Genomic DNA, 13,836 nt, shown 5'->3' with positions numbered 1-13,836 from the left:
TGACAAACATGGTGCATTTCTTGCCAAGCACCTGCCGCTACGTGTAGGATCGTTTTGATAGTCATCAGAGGAAGAAGGCTGAGGAGCGTGTCGGACTCCTCAGGGCGGCCACCGGCCGGCACAAGAACATGGAGCGAGACAACCGTGAACCCAAAAACTGTTCGAGTCACCTACCTGCGGCAAATTGCAGATCAAGCGGCTGAACTGGGCGTGGATACCGTGGCGTGGCTGGCCATTTCCGACCTCAAGCAAGATGATCTTGCCGATGCGTCGGCGGTAGTTGCCGTCGAAAAGTTTGGAGAGCTGATCACCCGCGCCGTCAGTCTGTCGCGTGAGACGGGCTTCGGGGTATTGGCTGGGCGTCGTTTGCTTACAGCAACCCATGGTGTCCTCGGCATGGCGGCTGCGGCAAGCCGCAGCATCCGTGAAGCCATGCAAATCGTCGAGCGTTTTGTCTGCATCCGAACGGAGGCTATCAGTATTCATACCCGCGAGGTAAATGGAAGTCTGGAGGTCTGGTTTGAACCGGCGATCGGTCTGGGTTCTGCAAGCAACACGGTGACGGAAATCGCGATGGTTGCAGTCAAAAATATCGCCGACGACATATTTCTGAGTCGCAGTGCCTGCAATATGGCTTACTTTCAATTTCCTGAGCCGCCTCATGCGGCACTGGCACGCGGCGTTTACGGCTGCGCAGTTCGATACAATCAGAAATGGTCAGGTTTATCTTTTGATATTTCTGCTGCCGAAGAAGTCACCCAGAAATACGATCCATTGGTTCTAACAGAGGCAGTACGCTTCTGCGTCGAAGAGTTAAATGAAACTGGAGATAACAGGAGCGCAGGCTCGAAATTGGAGAAAATTGTTCTAGAACGGCTTCCGCCAATTCCTCATCTCACCGTATGTGCACGGCTGCTGAGCACGACGCCTCGGACACTTCATCGGCGCTTGATCGAAGAAGGAACCACTTACCGTGAAATAGTGGAATCAATTAGGCATCGCATGGCGTTAAAACTGCTCAGAAAAGGGTCTTCCATCAAAGAAGTGACCTATTTCTTGGGCTATGCGGACATCGCCAGTTTCAGGCGCGCATTCCGGCGCTGGGAAGGTATGGCGCCGTCGGATTGGTCGGCAAGAGTGCAAGAGCCGGCGGGTGAATCCAGGTAATTGATGGCTCTTGGAATGTGAAGGATATGCTTGATGACACACCAGAAAAGTTCGTGCGACTGAACTATATTCGGCCAAATTTTTGCCGAATATTTTGATCAAGTGTAGAGCCAGCAGATGCCCCGTGCGCGTGCGATGCTTTCTTGATCGAAACATTGCAGGCCTTCGGTATCGAATGGAAAAAAACGTTTTGTCCATCGTCTCAAACGATAGCAGGCCCGCGTTTACGCCCGATCTCCCAACATACCCCGCTACCGCGCACTATGGCCGCAAGCGGCTGCCCCAGGCGCTGTTCAATTACCGGTTTCCAGGGCACCAGGCTGAATCCTATGCCATCGTCCAGCATCGCGTAGCGCCCACTGGCGAGCATGACGCTGCGGCGGTAGATGCCGGCCACGCGCTGCCCGTCGGCCACCGGGCGATGCTCCAGGCCGGTTTCGCCGGCAATGTCCTTCGCGGCCTGCGCCAGTTCCCGGTTGCGCAGCATGCCCAGCAGGTTGCGCGCCAGGATCACACGCTGCCCGCGCCGCTCGGCCAGCCCCTGTTCGGCCAGGAAGTCGGCGCGCTGCTGCATCGCCTGCTTGGCCTCCGCGCCAAAGCCCAGGTCGCCCAGGCCCGAGCCGCCGCCGATCAACTGCTGGTCGAGCCAGGTGGCCCCGATCACGCGTGCCTGCCGCTCGATGGGCAGGTGCGATTTCAGCTCCACGGCCACGCCGCCCAGGCGTTGCGCGTCGTAGCGCTGGCCCTGCTCGGGCAGGTCGCCCGGCACCTTCCATAGCCCTTCCGCCACACGCTCCACGATGCCCGCCCGGCGCAGAGCTTCCAGGCGGCGGACATGGGCCGCCACAACTTCCTGCGGGTCGCGGCCCGGTACGACCTGGCCCTGCGCGATGGCGAGGTGGTGGTCGGTGCGGTACAAGCCATCGCTCGCCAGCGCGGCGATGTTCCTGTCGGCCGCGCGCACATCGGCCGATCCCTTCACCTCCACTACGGCCCCGGTCGGATAGTTCGCCAGCTCGTCGCGGGCGTTGAGCGCGACGTAGTGGGCCTTGCCGTCCACGCCGTCTATGACCAGATAGCCCCGGTCGCGCAACTCGTCGGCCAGCCCCTTCGCGGCCACGCGGCCGAGGATGGTTCGGCCGTCGTCCCCCGGCTCGAACACCGCCAGCTCGCGCGGCTCGCCGCGCATGGCCCGCTGCATCGTGCGGATGATGTCGCCGCGCTCGCCCAGGGCGCACAGGGTCTTCTCTGCATCGGCATGGACGGCCCAGGTGCCCGGCCGCGTCTCGTCGGCCAGGCCCAGGCGCTGCAAGCGTTGCAGGCGGCCGATCAGCAGCAGGCGCCGGCGCTGCAAGCGGGGTTCGTTGAGCCGTTCGGTATGCACCAGGCCATCGCCGCCGGCCTCGCCCATTTCTCGTTTGAGGGTGCGATCCAGGCTCGTCCACCGCTCTTGCTCCACCTCGCGCTGCAAGGTCTGCTGGATCTCCAGCTCGGTGCGCGGCCCCAGCCATTCGGTCGCCAGCTCGGCGGCGCGGTGGCGGAAGCCAACGGCGATGTAGTCGCCCGCGATGATGAGGTCTTTGCCCGTGTCGTCGCGCCCGCGCACGACGATGTGCGTGTGCGGGTTGTCGGTGTTCCAGTGGTTCACGGCCACCCAATCGAGGCCCGTGCCCAGGTCGGCCTCCATACGCTGCATCAGGTGCCGCGTGTAGGTGCGCAGGTCTTCCAGCTCCGCGCCATCCTCGGGCGAGAGGATGAAGCGGAAATGGTGCCGGTCGTCGGCGCAGCGTTCCTTGAAGGCGTCGAGGTCGGCCATGTCTGTCTGCGGCCTATAGGCTTGGCCCGGCTCGCCGTCGCGACCCACGCCATCGCGCTCGATGTAGCGCAGGTGCTTGGCAAGCGACTGCGGGCTGGCCCGCTGGTGATTCACCAGCAGCGTCTTGATGGTCACGCGCCGGGACATCGGCGTCAGCTTCGCGCCCGCAAAGCGCGCCGCCGTATGGCCGCGCCCCAGGCGCGATCCGGGCCGTTGGCCGGTGCCGCCCGCCGAGCCAGGACGGCGCACCGTGGACTTGCCGCTGCTGGCCTTGCCCGTCTGCTTGAGCACCTTGGAAACGAAGCTCTGCCCCTGGCCCTTGCCCCGGTTCTTCGGGGCCTTTGGAGGGTTCGGGTGCACGCGGAAATCGTCATCGCGGCGGTCGCTCATGGCTGTGCTCCCTGCAAGCTCTGGCGTGTCCTGTCGTGCGAAGCACGCGGACATGCCTGCATTGGCGCGGGCCTCGCGCCATACGCGGCACGGCGGCGAAGCCGCTCCGTGCCGCGCCACCCCCACGTGCAGACTGGCTTTCGACGCGGCCCGGTGCCGCGTCCTTTTGTCTTGCCTTCCGCATTTGCCTCCCCCTGTCCCCCAGGTTCTCGATCCCGGCAACTGCGGCCCGGTGGCAAGGCTGCACCAGCAGCCAGCGCACCGGCGAACACGGCAATGGCCGCAGGCCAGCCGTGTTCGAGGCAAGACGCCTGCACGTGGGACGGCTGCGCCGGAGGCAGCGCGAAGTGCAGCGCGGATGCGCTCGCACTGCACGCGCGACGACATGACAACGGCCAGCAGAACGACACGCCCGATAGCACGATGATGCGCAGCGAATCGGTGGCCATCATGGGCGCGACTCCAGCCAGACGGGGCGCGCAACGCCGATCACGGAAGCTGCGCTGACCGGCCCGAAATACCGGCTATCGAACGACGCCGGATTGGTCACGCTGAGGAGGAACAGCTCGCCATGCCGCAAGCGGTGGCATTGCTGCCGGGATGGCAGCGGCCGGCCCCAGCGATCGGCAGACAGCACGGCGGCTGAAGGCACGCCGTCGATGCGGACTTTGCCGTCAGCGATGCACACCTCTTGCGGCGCCACCGCGCCCACGCGCTTGAGCAGAGGAATGCGCGTCGGCAGGTAGCCGCGCTGCGCAGCGAGCGCGGCAGCCTCGGCAGGCAGCGGCACCAGCACGATGCTGCCTACCGACAACGGACGTGGTGGCGAGCTGGTGCGATGGTCGAGCGGATCGATGCGATACCAGCCGACCTCCACGCTGTCGGACGGGTTGTAGGTCAGGCGTGGCAGCGGATGCACGAAGGACGCCCAGGCCAGCGCAGCGAGGCCGCAGGCGGACAGGCCCGCCAGCACGAGGCGAGCGCGCACGCGCAAGCGAGGGTGCGGCGCGGTGCCGGAAGTGGAAACTGCGGTCATGGCAGCGCCCTCCCGGCCAGCCAGGCGGCGTGCCGCTCGGCGGTGTATTCGTGCAGCGGCAAGTGCGCTGCGAGCCGGTTGGCGAGCGTGCGCCAGTACGCGGGCGAGACGCCGACAGGCGTGATGCCCAGCGCCTCGATGGCGTCGATGCGCGCCAGCACGGCACGCACCGATTGCTCACCCTCGGCGTGCAGCAAGAGGCGCGCGCCGGGTTGCACGCCGGAGATGCGCTGCGCGCCATCCATCGGCATGCACGCCTGCATCACCATGAGCTGCCAGCGGATCGTGCCGTAGTCGTTGGCCTGCCAGCGGATGCGGCAGAGAACCGCATTCGGCGTGAACACCGCGCAGCGGCGCCAGCGGTCGAACCGGATGATGCGGGCAGGATCACCGAAGCGCAGGTAGAGGTCGAAGCGTTGGTCGATGTATGCGAGCGCAACGCGCGTCAGCGGTACGCCGTCGGCCACGCCGACAGGCGGGATGGACGGCGGTGCCGAAGCCGTCGAGGCGGGTGTGTTCATGAGGACTTCTCCGGGAATTCCCGCTCCAGCAGCGCGCGCAACAGATCGGCCACCGTCACGCCTTGCGTGAAGGCCGATACCTTGATGCGCGCCCGCATGGCGGGCGTGATGTCGAGGGTCAGGCGGGCCGTGTAGAGGTCGCCTTTCTGGAGGTCATCGGCACTGCCCTGGCGAATCCACGCCTCGGCGTGCGGATTCGCGGGCGGGCGAGCGCCGATGCCGATGCGCTTGCCCGTGCGCTTGCTGGCAGGAGTGCTCATGACGGCCACCGCAGCAGTTCATCGACCAGCGCGGTGATTTCGCGCGCGGCGGCGCTGTCTGGCGCCGTCTCGCGTGCAAGCCGGCCGGCGGCCACGCTGTCGGCAAACACGATGCGCTGATGCACTTCCGCGCGCAGCGCAGGAAGCGGCTGCTCGGCCAGCGCGCCGCGGGCCTCGCGTCCGATCACGGTGGTGCTCACGCGCCGGTTGATGACGAAGGCCGCGCGCAGCGCAGGCCGGAACACCTGCGCCTCACGGATCAGCGCCACCATCTCGGCGCTGGCCCACAGGTCGTAGGGGCTGGGCTGCACCGGGATCAGCACCCGCTCGGCCGCCAGCAGCGCGGAGCGCGCCAAGGCAGCGATCCTGGGTGGCCCGTCGATGACGACGTGATCGGCCCGCCTGGCGAGTTCTGGCGCTTCCTGGTGCAGCGTTTCGCGTGCGAGGCCCACGGCGCTAAATAGCCTTGGCAAACCTTGCTGGCTGCGGCGCTGTGTCCAGTCCAGCGCGGAGCCCTGTGGATCGGCATCCAGCAGGATGACCGACTGCCCGCGCATCGCCAGCTCGCCGGCGATGTGGGTGGCGAGCGTGGTCTTGCCCACGCCGCCTTTCTGGTTGAGCAGCGCGACGATCATGACCGGACCCTCCGTGTCGGAAAGCCCGCCTGTTGCCGCTGCGCTTCGCGTCCTGTGGCGGTTGTCCACCGAGGCGCGGCGCTGCTACTACCAGTTAGAGTATTTAAGTTAGGGAAGTTAGGAGAGGCCGAAACCCGCGCCAGTATTAGCTTTGCGGCCGGTTTTGTTGCCTGATAGCACGAGGATTCGTTGCCTGATAGCACGATACCTCTGTTGCCTGATAGCACGAGTCCGTCCACAGGCTGCGCAGCAGTTATCCCCGTGCCGTGGACGGCACGGGCCGGAACGTCAGCAGCGGCGAGGCAATGCCCGAGACGTACTCGATGCCCAACTGGTAGCCAGGCAAGGCTTGCCGCACCACCAGTGCGCGCAGGTCGGCGGCGAAGTCGTAGTACCGCGCCACGCTGCCCGACTTGCGGTACAGGTGCTGGAAGTCGAACTGCCAGCCGCCAGGCTGTCGCCCGCCGTGCTTGCGCACCAGGCGGTACAGCCATCGCTCGATCCCGCCCGTCAGCCGGAAATACGCCGGGTCGATGGTCAACACGAGGGCAGCATCGAGCACGCCCGCATAGAACCAGTCCGGCAGGATCAGTTCCAGCCCCAAGGGGGTGCCCTTGGCATCGGCCAGTTCCTTCCACTCGTTGATCCATGAGAAGCGATGCAGGCGCCGCCCGGTCGTCTCGCGGATCGACGTGGCCACGGTCGTGGACTGCAGCCGATCCAAGGCCGCCTTGAGGCGCTGGTAGTCGCGCAGCGACGTACCGCGCCCGATGAAGCGCAGGATCTCGTAGGGCGTGGCCTGCATCAGCCGCGACGGGCGCAAGCCCGCATCGCGGGCTTCCACAATCTGGCTTGCAGCCCAGATCAGGATGTCCGCATCCCAAATCGTGGCGATGCCATGCTCCTGCGTGCCCTCCACGCGGATCGTGATGCCGCTGGCGCGGAAGTCGATCGGCGCCGTGCGCCGCGACTTCGCCAGCGAGAAGAACGGAAAGGCCATCAAGTCCTGGCTGTCGCGCGGCGCCATGTCGCCCGGCAAGGCGCGGAACAGATCGAGCTGTTCGCGCTCTTGCATCGGTCGCTGCCGCATGGGCAGCGCGGGGCTGGACATGGCGAAGGCCACCCGCGCGCCAGCGATCAGCGCGCACGGCTGTCCGCCGAATGCTGCTCGGCGTACTCGGGCTCGGACGTGCTCTCGAAGCTGCGCTCGGCGGCCCAGGCATCGAGGTCGACCACGGCGTACATCACGCGGCGGCCGAACTTGCGGAACTTGGGACCGCCTCCCAGCACGCGCTGCTTTTCCAGCGTGCGCGGCGACAGGCGCAGGTACTCGGCGGCTTCGTCGTTGGTGAGATAGCGTTGGGGCTGCGCGGCAGCGGTCGAGACAGTAGCGGCAGGCCGCAAGGGAGCAGGACGCATGGTGAGAACCTCCATCGGTTGCAGGGCTCCGGCCACACAGCGCAACCGGATGAAGGCAGTCTCAGAAAACGAAGCCCTCCTGCTCAGGGTCGTTTTGCGCTCTCTTCAAAACGACCCTTCTCAAGCGGCGGCAGTTGTGCTAGGCGGCGATAGCCGCCGCGCATCAACGCATCGCCGCGCCGCACCAGGCGGCGCACCTTGGAGCGCAGGCCGCCGTCGCTGTACCAGCCGGCTGCGGCGTCCGCACCGAACAAGCCCTCGGCGACGTCGCGCAAGGACGCGCCCGCCAGGGTGGCGTCGAGCGCCTGCAGGGTGTGTAGCTCCAGCAGCGCCGCAGGCGGTGGCCTGGGCCGAGCCATTGACGCAGGCGTACCAGGCATAGGGGCCGCAGGGGCGGCGTGACGGCCACGATAGGCATGGGCCACGGCCATGCCGTCCTCCAGGCCAGGCGCCAGCGCATAGCGCTGGCAAAGGCTGGGGCTGCGCGCGATCAGCGCCAGACCCTTGCCGTCGTGCAGCAACTGCTTGTGGCCGGGGATGCGCCAGAACGCGAAGGCGGTGGCATCCGGAGGCGGATCGGCATCGGGGTGAAGCTGCACCACGGCCCCATGGCCGGGAAGCCAGGCCGGATGCGCGTCACGCGCATCCACGTCCGGGTCTTCCAGCAGACGCAAGCCCCAGCGATGCGCGGCATCGGGGCAGCGCGCACGGCGCAGCCAGTCGATCCGGTAGTCGGGATGGCGGCGCAGGTACTCCCAGGCCAGTGCGAGCGTGTCCAGACACAGGACGTAGAGGTAGGCGGCGGTCGGATACCAGTGCGCGAGGTGGTGCGGTTCGGCCATGACGCAAGCTCCCGTAGAGCAGGACGGCCGTCACTGGTTTCACACGCCAACGTCACCGCATCGAACTAGCATCCAATCGTGAATAAGCTGGTAGATTAGTAACTTGCGTGTCAAGACGAAAAGCATCCGATGGATTGCGCGGATCGTCTGAATGCGACGGTGGCGCGCGAGGAAATGCGGCCTCCTGCGCTATCCACCGTGCCCGATGGCACGGCTGGCGTCATGACCGTTTGCGTCAGGGTGGCACTGGTTTGGTGCAACAGTGCGGATTAAGACCTGACGGGTCTGGAGCAAGACCGAAATAGCCTCAATGCGCCCGGCTTGGCCGTGGCGCGAACGGCTCAATCGAGGACGGAACCGTTCTCCTGGGCCAGCCGCAGGTACTCCGACAACGGGCGCACCGCCCGGAAATACCGATCTCGCATCACGGGCTGTTTGCTCGGCCCGACGATGGATGCGAGGTCGGACAGCTTGATCTCGCCCAGCTCAGGCATGCTGATCCCCAAGTCGATCAGGCCATGGGCCGTATCGCCGTCAGCGGGGTCAAGCGACACCAGCAGCCAAGTGGCGTGTGCGTCCGGCGTGAACAACCGCACCACGGGCAGCGGGTCGATGGCCCGGCCAGCGGCCCGGACCCGGCCGTGTTCCAGCAGTTGCTTGCGCTCGTCCTCGGTCATGAGTTGGTTCATGGGCGTCACCTCATTCGCACAAAACCGCCGAAGCGTGAAAGCGCAAAACCGCATCGGCGGGTTTGTGGAAAGGCACGGATGCGGTTTTGTGCTTCTGTGAGAAGCTGCAGATACGGATTTCCGTAAAAGCACGAAAGCGGCAGGCGGGCATAGTTGAACACTATAGATTGTAGCCCTATAGGGCTCAATCGGATGTCATCTTGGATTTTGCGGAGATCCAGGGTTGGCAGCGAAACATACATTGTCGGAGGCACTAAAGACCATCAGGAAAGCACGTGGTTTGAGCCAGGAAGCGTTCTCGGACGTGTCCAGCCGCACCTACATGAGCACGCTGGAACGCGACCTCAAAAGCCCCACCTTGAACAAGCTGGCCGAGCTGTGCGAGGTCATGGAGGTGCACCCGCTCACGCTGCTGACGCTGGCCTATGCCGGCGACGACCTGCAGCAGGTCGATCAGCTGCTGGCGCAGGTGCGCCAGGAGTTGGAGACTGTGGCGAAGAAGAGTGACACGCCATAGCGTGCGACCGCGCTGGCGTGGCCGATCCGGTGCAGCCGGTTCGGGGACTTCAGGGGCGCCAAGCATCGCGCGGCGGGGAGAGGCCGCAGGGTTTTCCCCCGGAGGCAAGCGAAGCGCGCAGCTGCGATAGGGATTGAAGCCGAATGGCCATGACGGCGAAGTCGGCATGGGGCGCAGCCCGCAAAGCCCGGTCGGCGCAGTGCGCCGAATCGCCCTGCATTCGCCCTGGCAACACGAAGTCATGGTGATGCTGCCCGACCACCACCATCACGAAGCTGGGAGAGCCAAGCCTTCCAGTCTGCTGATCCAAGCAGTACAGCGCCCCGCCGCAGTGGGCGGGGCGCTGGCGGCCGTCAGGCCGCCTGGGGCTTGCTGCGCGACCAGATCAGGTCGTGCGTGCCGTTCTCTCCTTCGATCAGGCGGGCATAGACCGTGGCCGGGAACGAAGGATCGTCGAGGGTCACGGAGATGTACTCCCGCCCGGCCTCGCTGGTCTTCTTCCACGCCGCGCCGATGTCGTGGCTGGCGGCCTGCAGGCGGAAGTCCGGGGCCTTCTCGTTGTCCCCCTTGTCGTTGGGCACCAGCTTGACCTTGACGTTGAGCGTCAGGGTGCGAAGCGTGCCGGTGAAGCCGTCTTTGTCTGCGGTGAAGGTGCCGATGTTGGCCATGATGAAACTCCTTTTGGTGGAACAAGGTTCGCGCCCATCGCGTCCTTGTTGTGATCCGGCCGGCGGGGGACGGGCGGGCTGCACCGCTTGCGGTCGCAACGCAGTGGAGAGCCGGGAGGCGAAAAGAATTTGTCCCGCGAGGAATGCGCCGAACGCAGTGACAAAGCAGGGGAAATTGTTTTCGCCGGACGGTTGCAGCCATGAAGCCCGAGGCGCAGCCGCGCCACCGCTAGGATTCACAACAACACAAGGACGCCTTGGGCCGAACCGCATCGAAAGGAGGCAGGGCCGGCTCGGCATCCCCGCACGAAGGCAGCACCGGCTCGCCCACTGACGCGGGCCAGGTCAACCATCCGACGACAAGCGAGAACGCCCCGGCCGCACCTTGCGGCGCCGGTCTTGAGGCGTGGCGTGGAAGCTCCATAGCGATGCCGGGCGGGATGTCCGTGAACCGTCCTTCGTGACGTGATGGGCGAGAACCGCCAGCGTTGAGGACGGCACGCATTCGCACAACCTGCCGCAGCAAGCACCAGCGTGTTCGCCAGCTCCGTCCATTGCGGCGGGGCGCTGGCCGGGCCGATCCGGCATCGACGGTTCGGCGGCATCGAGGGGCGCCAAGCTCGCGCGGCGGGGATGGGCCTTGCGCCGATCCCCCGGAGGCAAGCGCAGCGCGCAGCGCCGCAGGCGCGAAGGCGTGAGTGGATTGAAGCCGAATGGCCGTGACAGCGAAGTCGGCACGGGGCGCAGCCCGAAAGCCCGGCGGCGCTACGCGCCGACACGCCCAGGCCGTTCTATATTTTGAGCAGGGAACGCAGAAAACCATGACCATCCAGCTACGACACGAAACCACGAACGACATTGCCGCTATCGAGGCCGTGACCATTGCCGCCTTCGCCGATGCGCCGCACACCAGCCACACGGAGCAATTCATCGTGCGTGCATTGCGCGACGCTAGCGAACTGACGCTTTCCATCGTGGCCGAAGAACACGGCCAGGTCGTCGGCCATGTGGCTCTGTCGCCGGTGACTATCACCAACGACCACGGCCACAAGGCCAAAGGCTGGTGCGGCCTGGGGCCGATCTCCGTCCTGCCGCAGAGGCAGGGGCACGGCATCGGCTCGCGCCTGATGGAACAGGCGCTGTCTGAACTGCGGGCCATGCAGGCCGAAGGCTGTGTGCTGCTCGGAGAGCCCGCGTACTACGGGCGCTTTGGCTTCCAGGCCCATGCGGGCCTGCAACTGCCGGGCGTGCCGCCCGGCTATTTTCTCGCACTGGCCTTCCATGGGCCAGTGCCCGAAGGCATCGCGCAGTACAGCGATGCCTTCAACGCCGCCGCCTGAGTGCCAGTGAAGGCGGCGGCGTAATGCCCCGGCTATTCGGCTTCAACACCGGGCGCGGCCACCGCCGCGCCCGGATTATGCGTTTCACCGCGCCCAGGGCGGAACGGCCTGGGCGCGGTGCTGACGATGATCATTCCTTCGTTTCGATGATCCACCACACGGCACGCGGCAAGGCGCGGCCCGTGATGGGATGTATGTCGGTGAGGTCAGCGCGGGCCGACCAGCCCGAGGGCGGTCGGTAGCCGCGCACGTCGCCATCGCCGTGCCAGCGGCGGGCGCGCACCGTGCCGGGTGCATAGACCGCCGCCATGCGCGGGCGGTTGGTGGTGGTGCGGGTCATGGGGGCTTCTCCTTGCAGCGAAGCGCCCCGGTCGAAGCCGGGGCGCTTGCCTTCGGCGTGGGTCAAGCGGCCAGCGCCTCGGCGGGTTCATCCGCCATTGCCTCGGCATCCTCCGGGGCGTCCTGCTCCGGGCCTGCCTCCTGCGCGCTTTCCTTCACTGCCTGCTGCGGGCCTTCGACCTTAAAGATGGCAGGCATCCAACCCGCGCCATCGGCCAGCCGCTCGGCTTCGCTGGCAATGTCGGCCTTCTTCAGCTTCGCCAGCCGGGAAACCTGATCGGGCGCGTACTCGCCCACGGCTTGCAGAACTGCCGCCTTCGGAACGTGCTTGAAATACCCCTCGGCGGTCGGCTGCCACCATGCGGCCATGTCGAGGCCCACGGCCTGCGCCAGTTCCTCGCCGGGCTGGTGCGGTGTGGCGCGAGGCGTCACCACGTCCACCGTGGAAGCCACGCACACGGCCAGCAGCTTGACCAGTTCGCCTTGCTCCATCGCCAGCAGCGCGGCAAACAGTTCGGCGCTGTCCTCGGGCAGCTTGCCGCTCCACGCCTGCTGCAATTCACGCAGCGCCACAGCGGCGGGTGACTCGGGCCAGTCCGGGGCCATGCCGTCCAGCCGGTCTTGGACTTTCAGGCTCACGCCCAGCGGCAGGTCGCGCCCGTAGTAGCGGCCCTGCAAGACGGTCTGCACCATGCCATGCACCAGCGCGGCCACCGCCACCTGCGGATGCCGGGCCACCTCGATTTGCAGCGCGGCGGTGCGATGGGCGCTCAGGCGCTGGGCCAGTCGGTCGGAAATCGCTGCTGCCTTGGGCGGCTCGTCGTCCTCGCCTTCGTCATCGTTCGCGGCATCTGGGTCGCTGAACCCTTGGCGCAGCTTCTCCAGTGTGCGCAGTGCCTTGGCCTCGGCCTCGCGCAGCAGTCCGCGATGAATCACCACCTCGCCGTTGCGGCCGATGGTGACGATGGCCCCGGCTGCGGCCTTCACGTTCGCGCCGTACCCCTGCAAGCCGTCTTCCAGCGCCTGCAACTGCTCGCCCAGCCGCTCGCCTTCCTCTTGCAGCGCATCGGCCTTGTCCTCGTCGTCGGCGTCCGTCGCGGCATCAATGGCTTCGGCCACCTCCTGCATCTTGGCTTGCAGCCTCTCGATGCGCTGTGCTTCGCGCTTGTTCGGCTCGCGGCGCTCCCTCGGCGCACGCTGGAAGGCGTGCAGATCGGCATGGGTCACGCCCGGCGTGGCATCAGCCCAAGCCCAGCCCTCGGCCTTCACCTCTGCGGCGATGCCCGCCAGCTTGTCTTGCGCCAGTCGTTCCAGCAGCGCGGCGTCGGTCAGGTACACGCCTGCATCGCCCTCCGCGAACAGGTCGCGGCGGATGCCGCCGCCCGCCTGCTCGTAGGTGTCCAGCCCGACGAAGCGCACCAGCGGATGCCGGTAGGCGTCAATCTCGCGCTCCGTCAGACGTTCGCGCAAGTGCGAGGGTTGGCGCTGCCATTGCGGCGCATCGTAGAACGCGCATTCCTGCGCGGCGTGGTCGTCGGTGATGGAGAGCGCCATCAGCTGATCGAGGCTCACGGCATCGGCCCGGTAGTCCTCCATCAAACGCGGCGAGACATTGGCGAGCTTCAAGCGGCGCTGCACCACCAGCGGCGTAACGGAGAAATCCGCCGCAATGTCCTCAATCGGTCGGCCTTCGGCCACCAGCGCGGCGAAGGCTTCAAACTGGTCTGCTGGGTGCATGGCTTCGCGCTGCACGTTCTCGGTCAGGCTGGCGGTGCGGGCCGTGCCATCGGCCACCTGCAGGCAAGGCACGTCCCAATCCTTGGCGATACGGTGCTTCTTTGCCAGCAGCTTGAGGGCCGCAAAGCGTCGGCCACCTGCCACCACCTCGTAATGCAGGTCATCGGCGGCGGGAATCACGATCAGGTTTTGCAGCAGGCCCACGCGCTGAATGCTCGCGGCCAGCTCGGGGATGGACATGCGCGGGACGGTCTTGCGCACGTTGCGGCCCGTGGGGCGCAGCACCAGCCGCGACAGCGGAACCAGAATCATGTGCTTGCTCGGGTCGGCGGCTTGCAGCACGTTTGCGCGGCTGTCGAGGGCTTGAGCTTCGGTGTAAGTAACGGCGTTCATGGTGAATCTCCAATCAAGTGAAACAAGGGAATGGAGGGGAAACCGCCCCTCCGGCGGGGAACACGTC

Annotated in this window: 15 protein-coding genes; 3 read left to right on the top strand and 12 right to left on the bottom strand. The window is 66.2% G+C overall.

All coding sequences use genetic code 11. The features are described from left to right. The first annotated feature begins 144 nt into the window (after positions 1-144). Positions 145-1,167, top strand: a complete 1,023-nt coding sequence (locus tag CJU94_RS03550) for an AraC family transcriptional regulator (protein ID WP_079280739.1) — start codon at positions 145-147, stop codon at positions 1,165-1,167. Between the two features lie 202 nt (positions 1,168-1,369). Here the strand turns inward: CJU94_RS03550 and CJU94_RS03545 are convergent, their stop codons facing one another. The 9 genes from CJU94_RS03545 to CJU94_RS03495 form a co-directional block, all read right to left on the bottom strand. Next, positions 1,370-3,373, bottom strand: coding sequence for a relaxase/mobilization nuclease domain-containing protein (locus tag CJU94_RS03545; protein ID WP_024100077.1), 2,004 nt, complete (start codon positions 3,371-3,373; stop codon positions 1,370-1,372). A 448-nt stretch (positions 3,374-3,821) separates the two neighbouring features. Then, the gene (locus tag CJU94_RS03535) at positions 3,822-4,409 is read right to left on the bottom strand and encodes a S26 family signal peptidase (protein WP_011517538.1); all 588 of its coding nucleotides are present in this window, start codon (positions 4,407-4,409) and stop codon (positions 3,822-3,824) included. Beyond that, positions 4,406-4,930 (bottom strand): DUF2840 domain-containing protein, encoded by a 525-nt coding sequence (locus CJU94_RS03530; RefSeq protein WP_024100078.1) that lies wholly within the window; start codon positions 4,928-4,930, stop codon positions 4,406-4,408. The genes CJU94_RS03535 and CJU94_RS03530 overlap by 4 nt, the downstream gene beginning before the upstream one ends. Beyond that, the gene (locus tag CJU94_RS03525; RefSeq protein WP_003056186.1) at positions 4,927-5,190 is read right to left on the bottom strand and encodes a hypothetical protein; all 264 of its coding nucleotides are present in this window, start codon (positions 5,188-5,190) and stop codon (positions 4,927-4,929) included. The genes CJU94_RS03530 and CJU94_RS03525 overlap by 4 nt, the downstream gene beginning before the upstream one ends. After that, positions 5,187-5,825: a ParA family partition ATPase gene (parA, locus tag CJU94_RS03520; protein WP_003056189.1), complete on the bottom strand. Its 639-nt coding sequence runs from the start codon at positions 5,823-5,825 to the stop codon at positions 5,187-5,189. Before parA ends, CJU94_RS03525 begins: the two co-directional genes overlap by 4 nt. Positions 5,826-6,078: 253 nt before the next feature. Further along, positions 6,079-6,936 (bottom strand): replication initiator protein A, encoded by an 858-nt coding sequence (locus tag CJU94_RS03510; protein ID WP_011517539.1) that lies wholly within the window; start codon positions 6,934-6,936, stop codon positions 6,079-6,081. A 26-nt stretch (positions 6,937-6,962) separates the two neighbouring features. Beyond that, positions 6,963-7,244, bottom strand: a complete 282-nt coding sequence (locus CJU94_RS03505) for a helix-turn-helix transcriptional regulator (protein ID WP_023123353.1) — start codon at positions 7,242-7,244, stop codon at positions 6,963-6,965. An 83-nt stretch (positions 7,245-7,327) separates the two neighbouring features. Next, a complete protein-coding gene (locus CJU94_RS03500; RefSeq protein ID WP_011517541.1) occupies positions 7,328-8,086 on the bottom strand; it encodes a DUF2285 domain-containing protein in 759 nt (252 codons plus the stop codon). 341 nt (positions 8,087-8,427) lie between these two features. Continuing rightward, positions 8,428-8,775 carry a DUF2958 domain-containing protein gene (locus tag CJU94_RS03495; RefSeq protein WP_003056199.1) on the bottom strand — a complete coding sequence of 116 codons (348 nt, stop codon included), beginning with the start codon at positions 8,773-8,775 and terminating at the stop codon, positions 8,428-8,430. 223 nt (positions 8,776-8,998) lie between these two features. On the opposite strand from CJU94_RS03495, the gene CJU94_RS03490 reads away from it, so the two are divergent. Further along, complete coding sequence (locus CJU94_RS03490) at positions 8,999-9,292, top strand: helix-turn-helix domain-containing protein (protein ID WP_003056202.1); 294 nt, start codon at positions 8,999-9,001, stop codon at positions 9,290-9,292. A gap of 353 nt (positions 9,293-9,645) precedes the next feature. Here CJU94_RS03490 and CJU94_RS03485 read toward each other — a convergent pair whose 3' ends face one another. Continuing rightward, positions 9,646-9,960, bottom strand: a complete 315-nt coding sequence (locus CJU94_RS03485; RefSeq protein WP_003056203.1) for a DUF736 domain-containing protein — start codon at positions 9,958-9,960, stop codon at positions 9,646-9,648. An 821-nt stretch (positions 9,961-10,781) separates the two neighbouring features. Here CJU94_RS03485 and CJU94_RS03475 point away from each other — a divergent pair. Then, positions 10,782-11,300: a GNAT family N-acetyltransferase gene (locus CJU94_RS03475; protein ID WP_011517543.1), complete on the top strand. Its 519-nt coding sequence runs from the start codon at positions 10,782-10,784 to the stop codon at positions 11,298-11,300. A 130-nt stretch (positions 11,301-11,430) separates the two neighbouring features. On the opposite strand, the gene CJU94_RS03470 is transcribed toward CJU94_RS03475, so the two are convergent. Beyond that, positions 11,431-11,640 carry a hypothetical protein gene (locus CJU94_RS03470; protein ID WP_003056207.1) on the bottom strand — a complete coding sequence of 70 codons (210 nt, stop codon included), beginning with the start codon at positions 11,638-11,640 and terminating at the stop codon, positions 11,431-11,433. Positions 11,641-11,702: 62 nt separating this feature from the next. Then, entirely contained in the window at positions 11,703-13,769 is a 2,067-nt protein-coding gene (locus CJU94_RS03465; RefSeq protein ID WP_003056209.1) for a ParB/RepB/Spo0J family partition protein, read from the bottom strand. Between the last annotated feature and the right edge of the window lie 67 nt (positions 13,770-13,836).

Source organism: Paraburkholderia aromaticivorans (genome assembly GCF_002278075.1).
Lineage (GTDB): Bacteria > Pseudomonadota > Gammaproteobacteria > Burkholderiales > Burkholderiaceae > Paraburkholderia > Paraburkholderia aromaticivorans.
Note: the sequence above shows the minus strand (reverse complement) of the source record. Positions and strands in the feature narration are given on the sequence as shown.

Coding starts and splice junctions, on each gene's coding strand:
- CJU94_RS03505 (WP_023123353.1), bottom strand. CDS start 7,244: ATGCGTCCTGCTCCCTTGCGGCCTGCCGCTACTGTCTCGACCGCTGCC.
- CJU94_RS03525 (WP_003056186.1), bottom strand. CDS start 5,190: ATGAGCACTCCTGCCAGCAAGCGCACGGGCAAGCGCATCGGCATCGGC.
- CJU94_RS03530 (WP_024100078.1), bottom strand. CDS start 4,930: ATGAACACACCCGCCTCGACGGCTTCGGCACCGCCGTCCATCCCGCCT.
- CJU94_RS03500 (WP_011517541.1), bottom strand. CDS start 8,086: ATGGCCGAACCGCACCACCTCGCGCACTGGTATCCGACCGCCGCCTAC.
- CJU94_RS03465 (WP_003056209.1), bottom strand. CDS start 13,769: ATGAACGCCGTTACTTACACCGAAGCTCAAGCCCTCGACAGCCGCGCA.
- parA (WP_003056189.1), bottom strand. CDS start 5,825: ATGATCGTCGCGCTGCTCAACCAGAAAGGCGGCGTGGGCAAGACCACG.
- CJU94_RS03545 (WP_024100077.1), bottom strand. CDS start 3,373: ATGAGCGACCGCCGCGATGACGATTTCCGCGTGCACCCGAACCCTCCA.
- CJU94_RS03470 (WP_003056207.1), bottom strand. CDS start 11,640: ATGACCCGCACCACCACCAACCGCCCGCGCATGGCGGCGGTCTATGCA.
- CJU94_RS03510 (WP_011517539.1), bottom strand. CDS start 6,936: ATGTCCAGCCCCGCGCTGCCCATGCGGCAGCGACCGATGCAAGAGCGC.
- CJU94_RS03535 (WP_011517538.1), bottom strand. CDS start 4,409: ATGACCGCAGTTTCCACTTCCGGCACCGCGCCGCACCCTCGCTTGCGC.
- CJU94_RS03475 (WP_011517543.1), top strand. CDS start 10,782: ATGACCATCCAGCTACGACACGAAACCACGAACGACATTGCCGCTATC.
- CJU94_RS03485 (WP_003056203.1), bottom strand. CDS start 9,960: ATGGCCAACATCGGCACCTTCACCGCAGACAAAGACGGCTTCACCGGC.
- CJU94_RS03495 (WP_003056199.1), bottom strand. CDS start 8,775: ATGAACCAACTCATGACCGAGGACGAGCGCAAGCAACTGCTGGAACAC.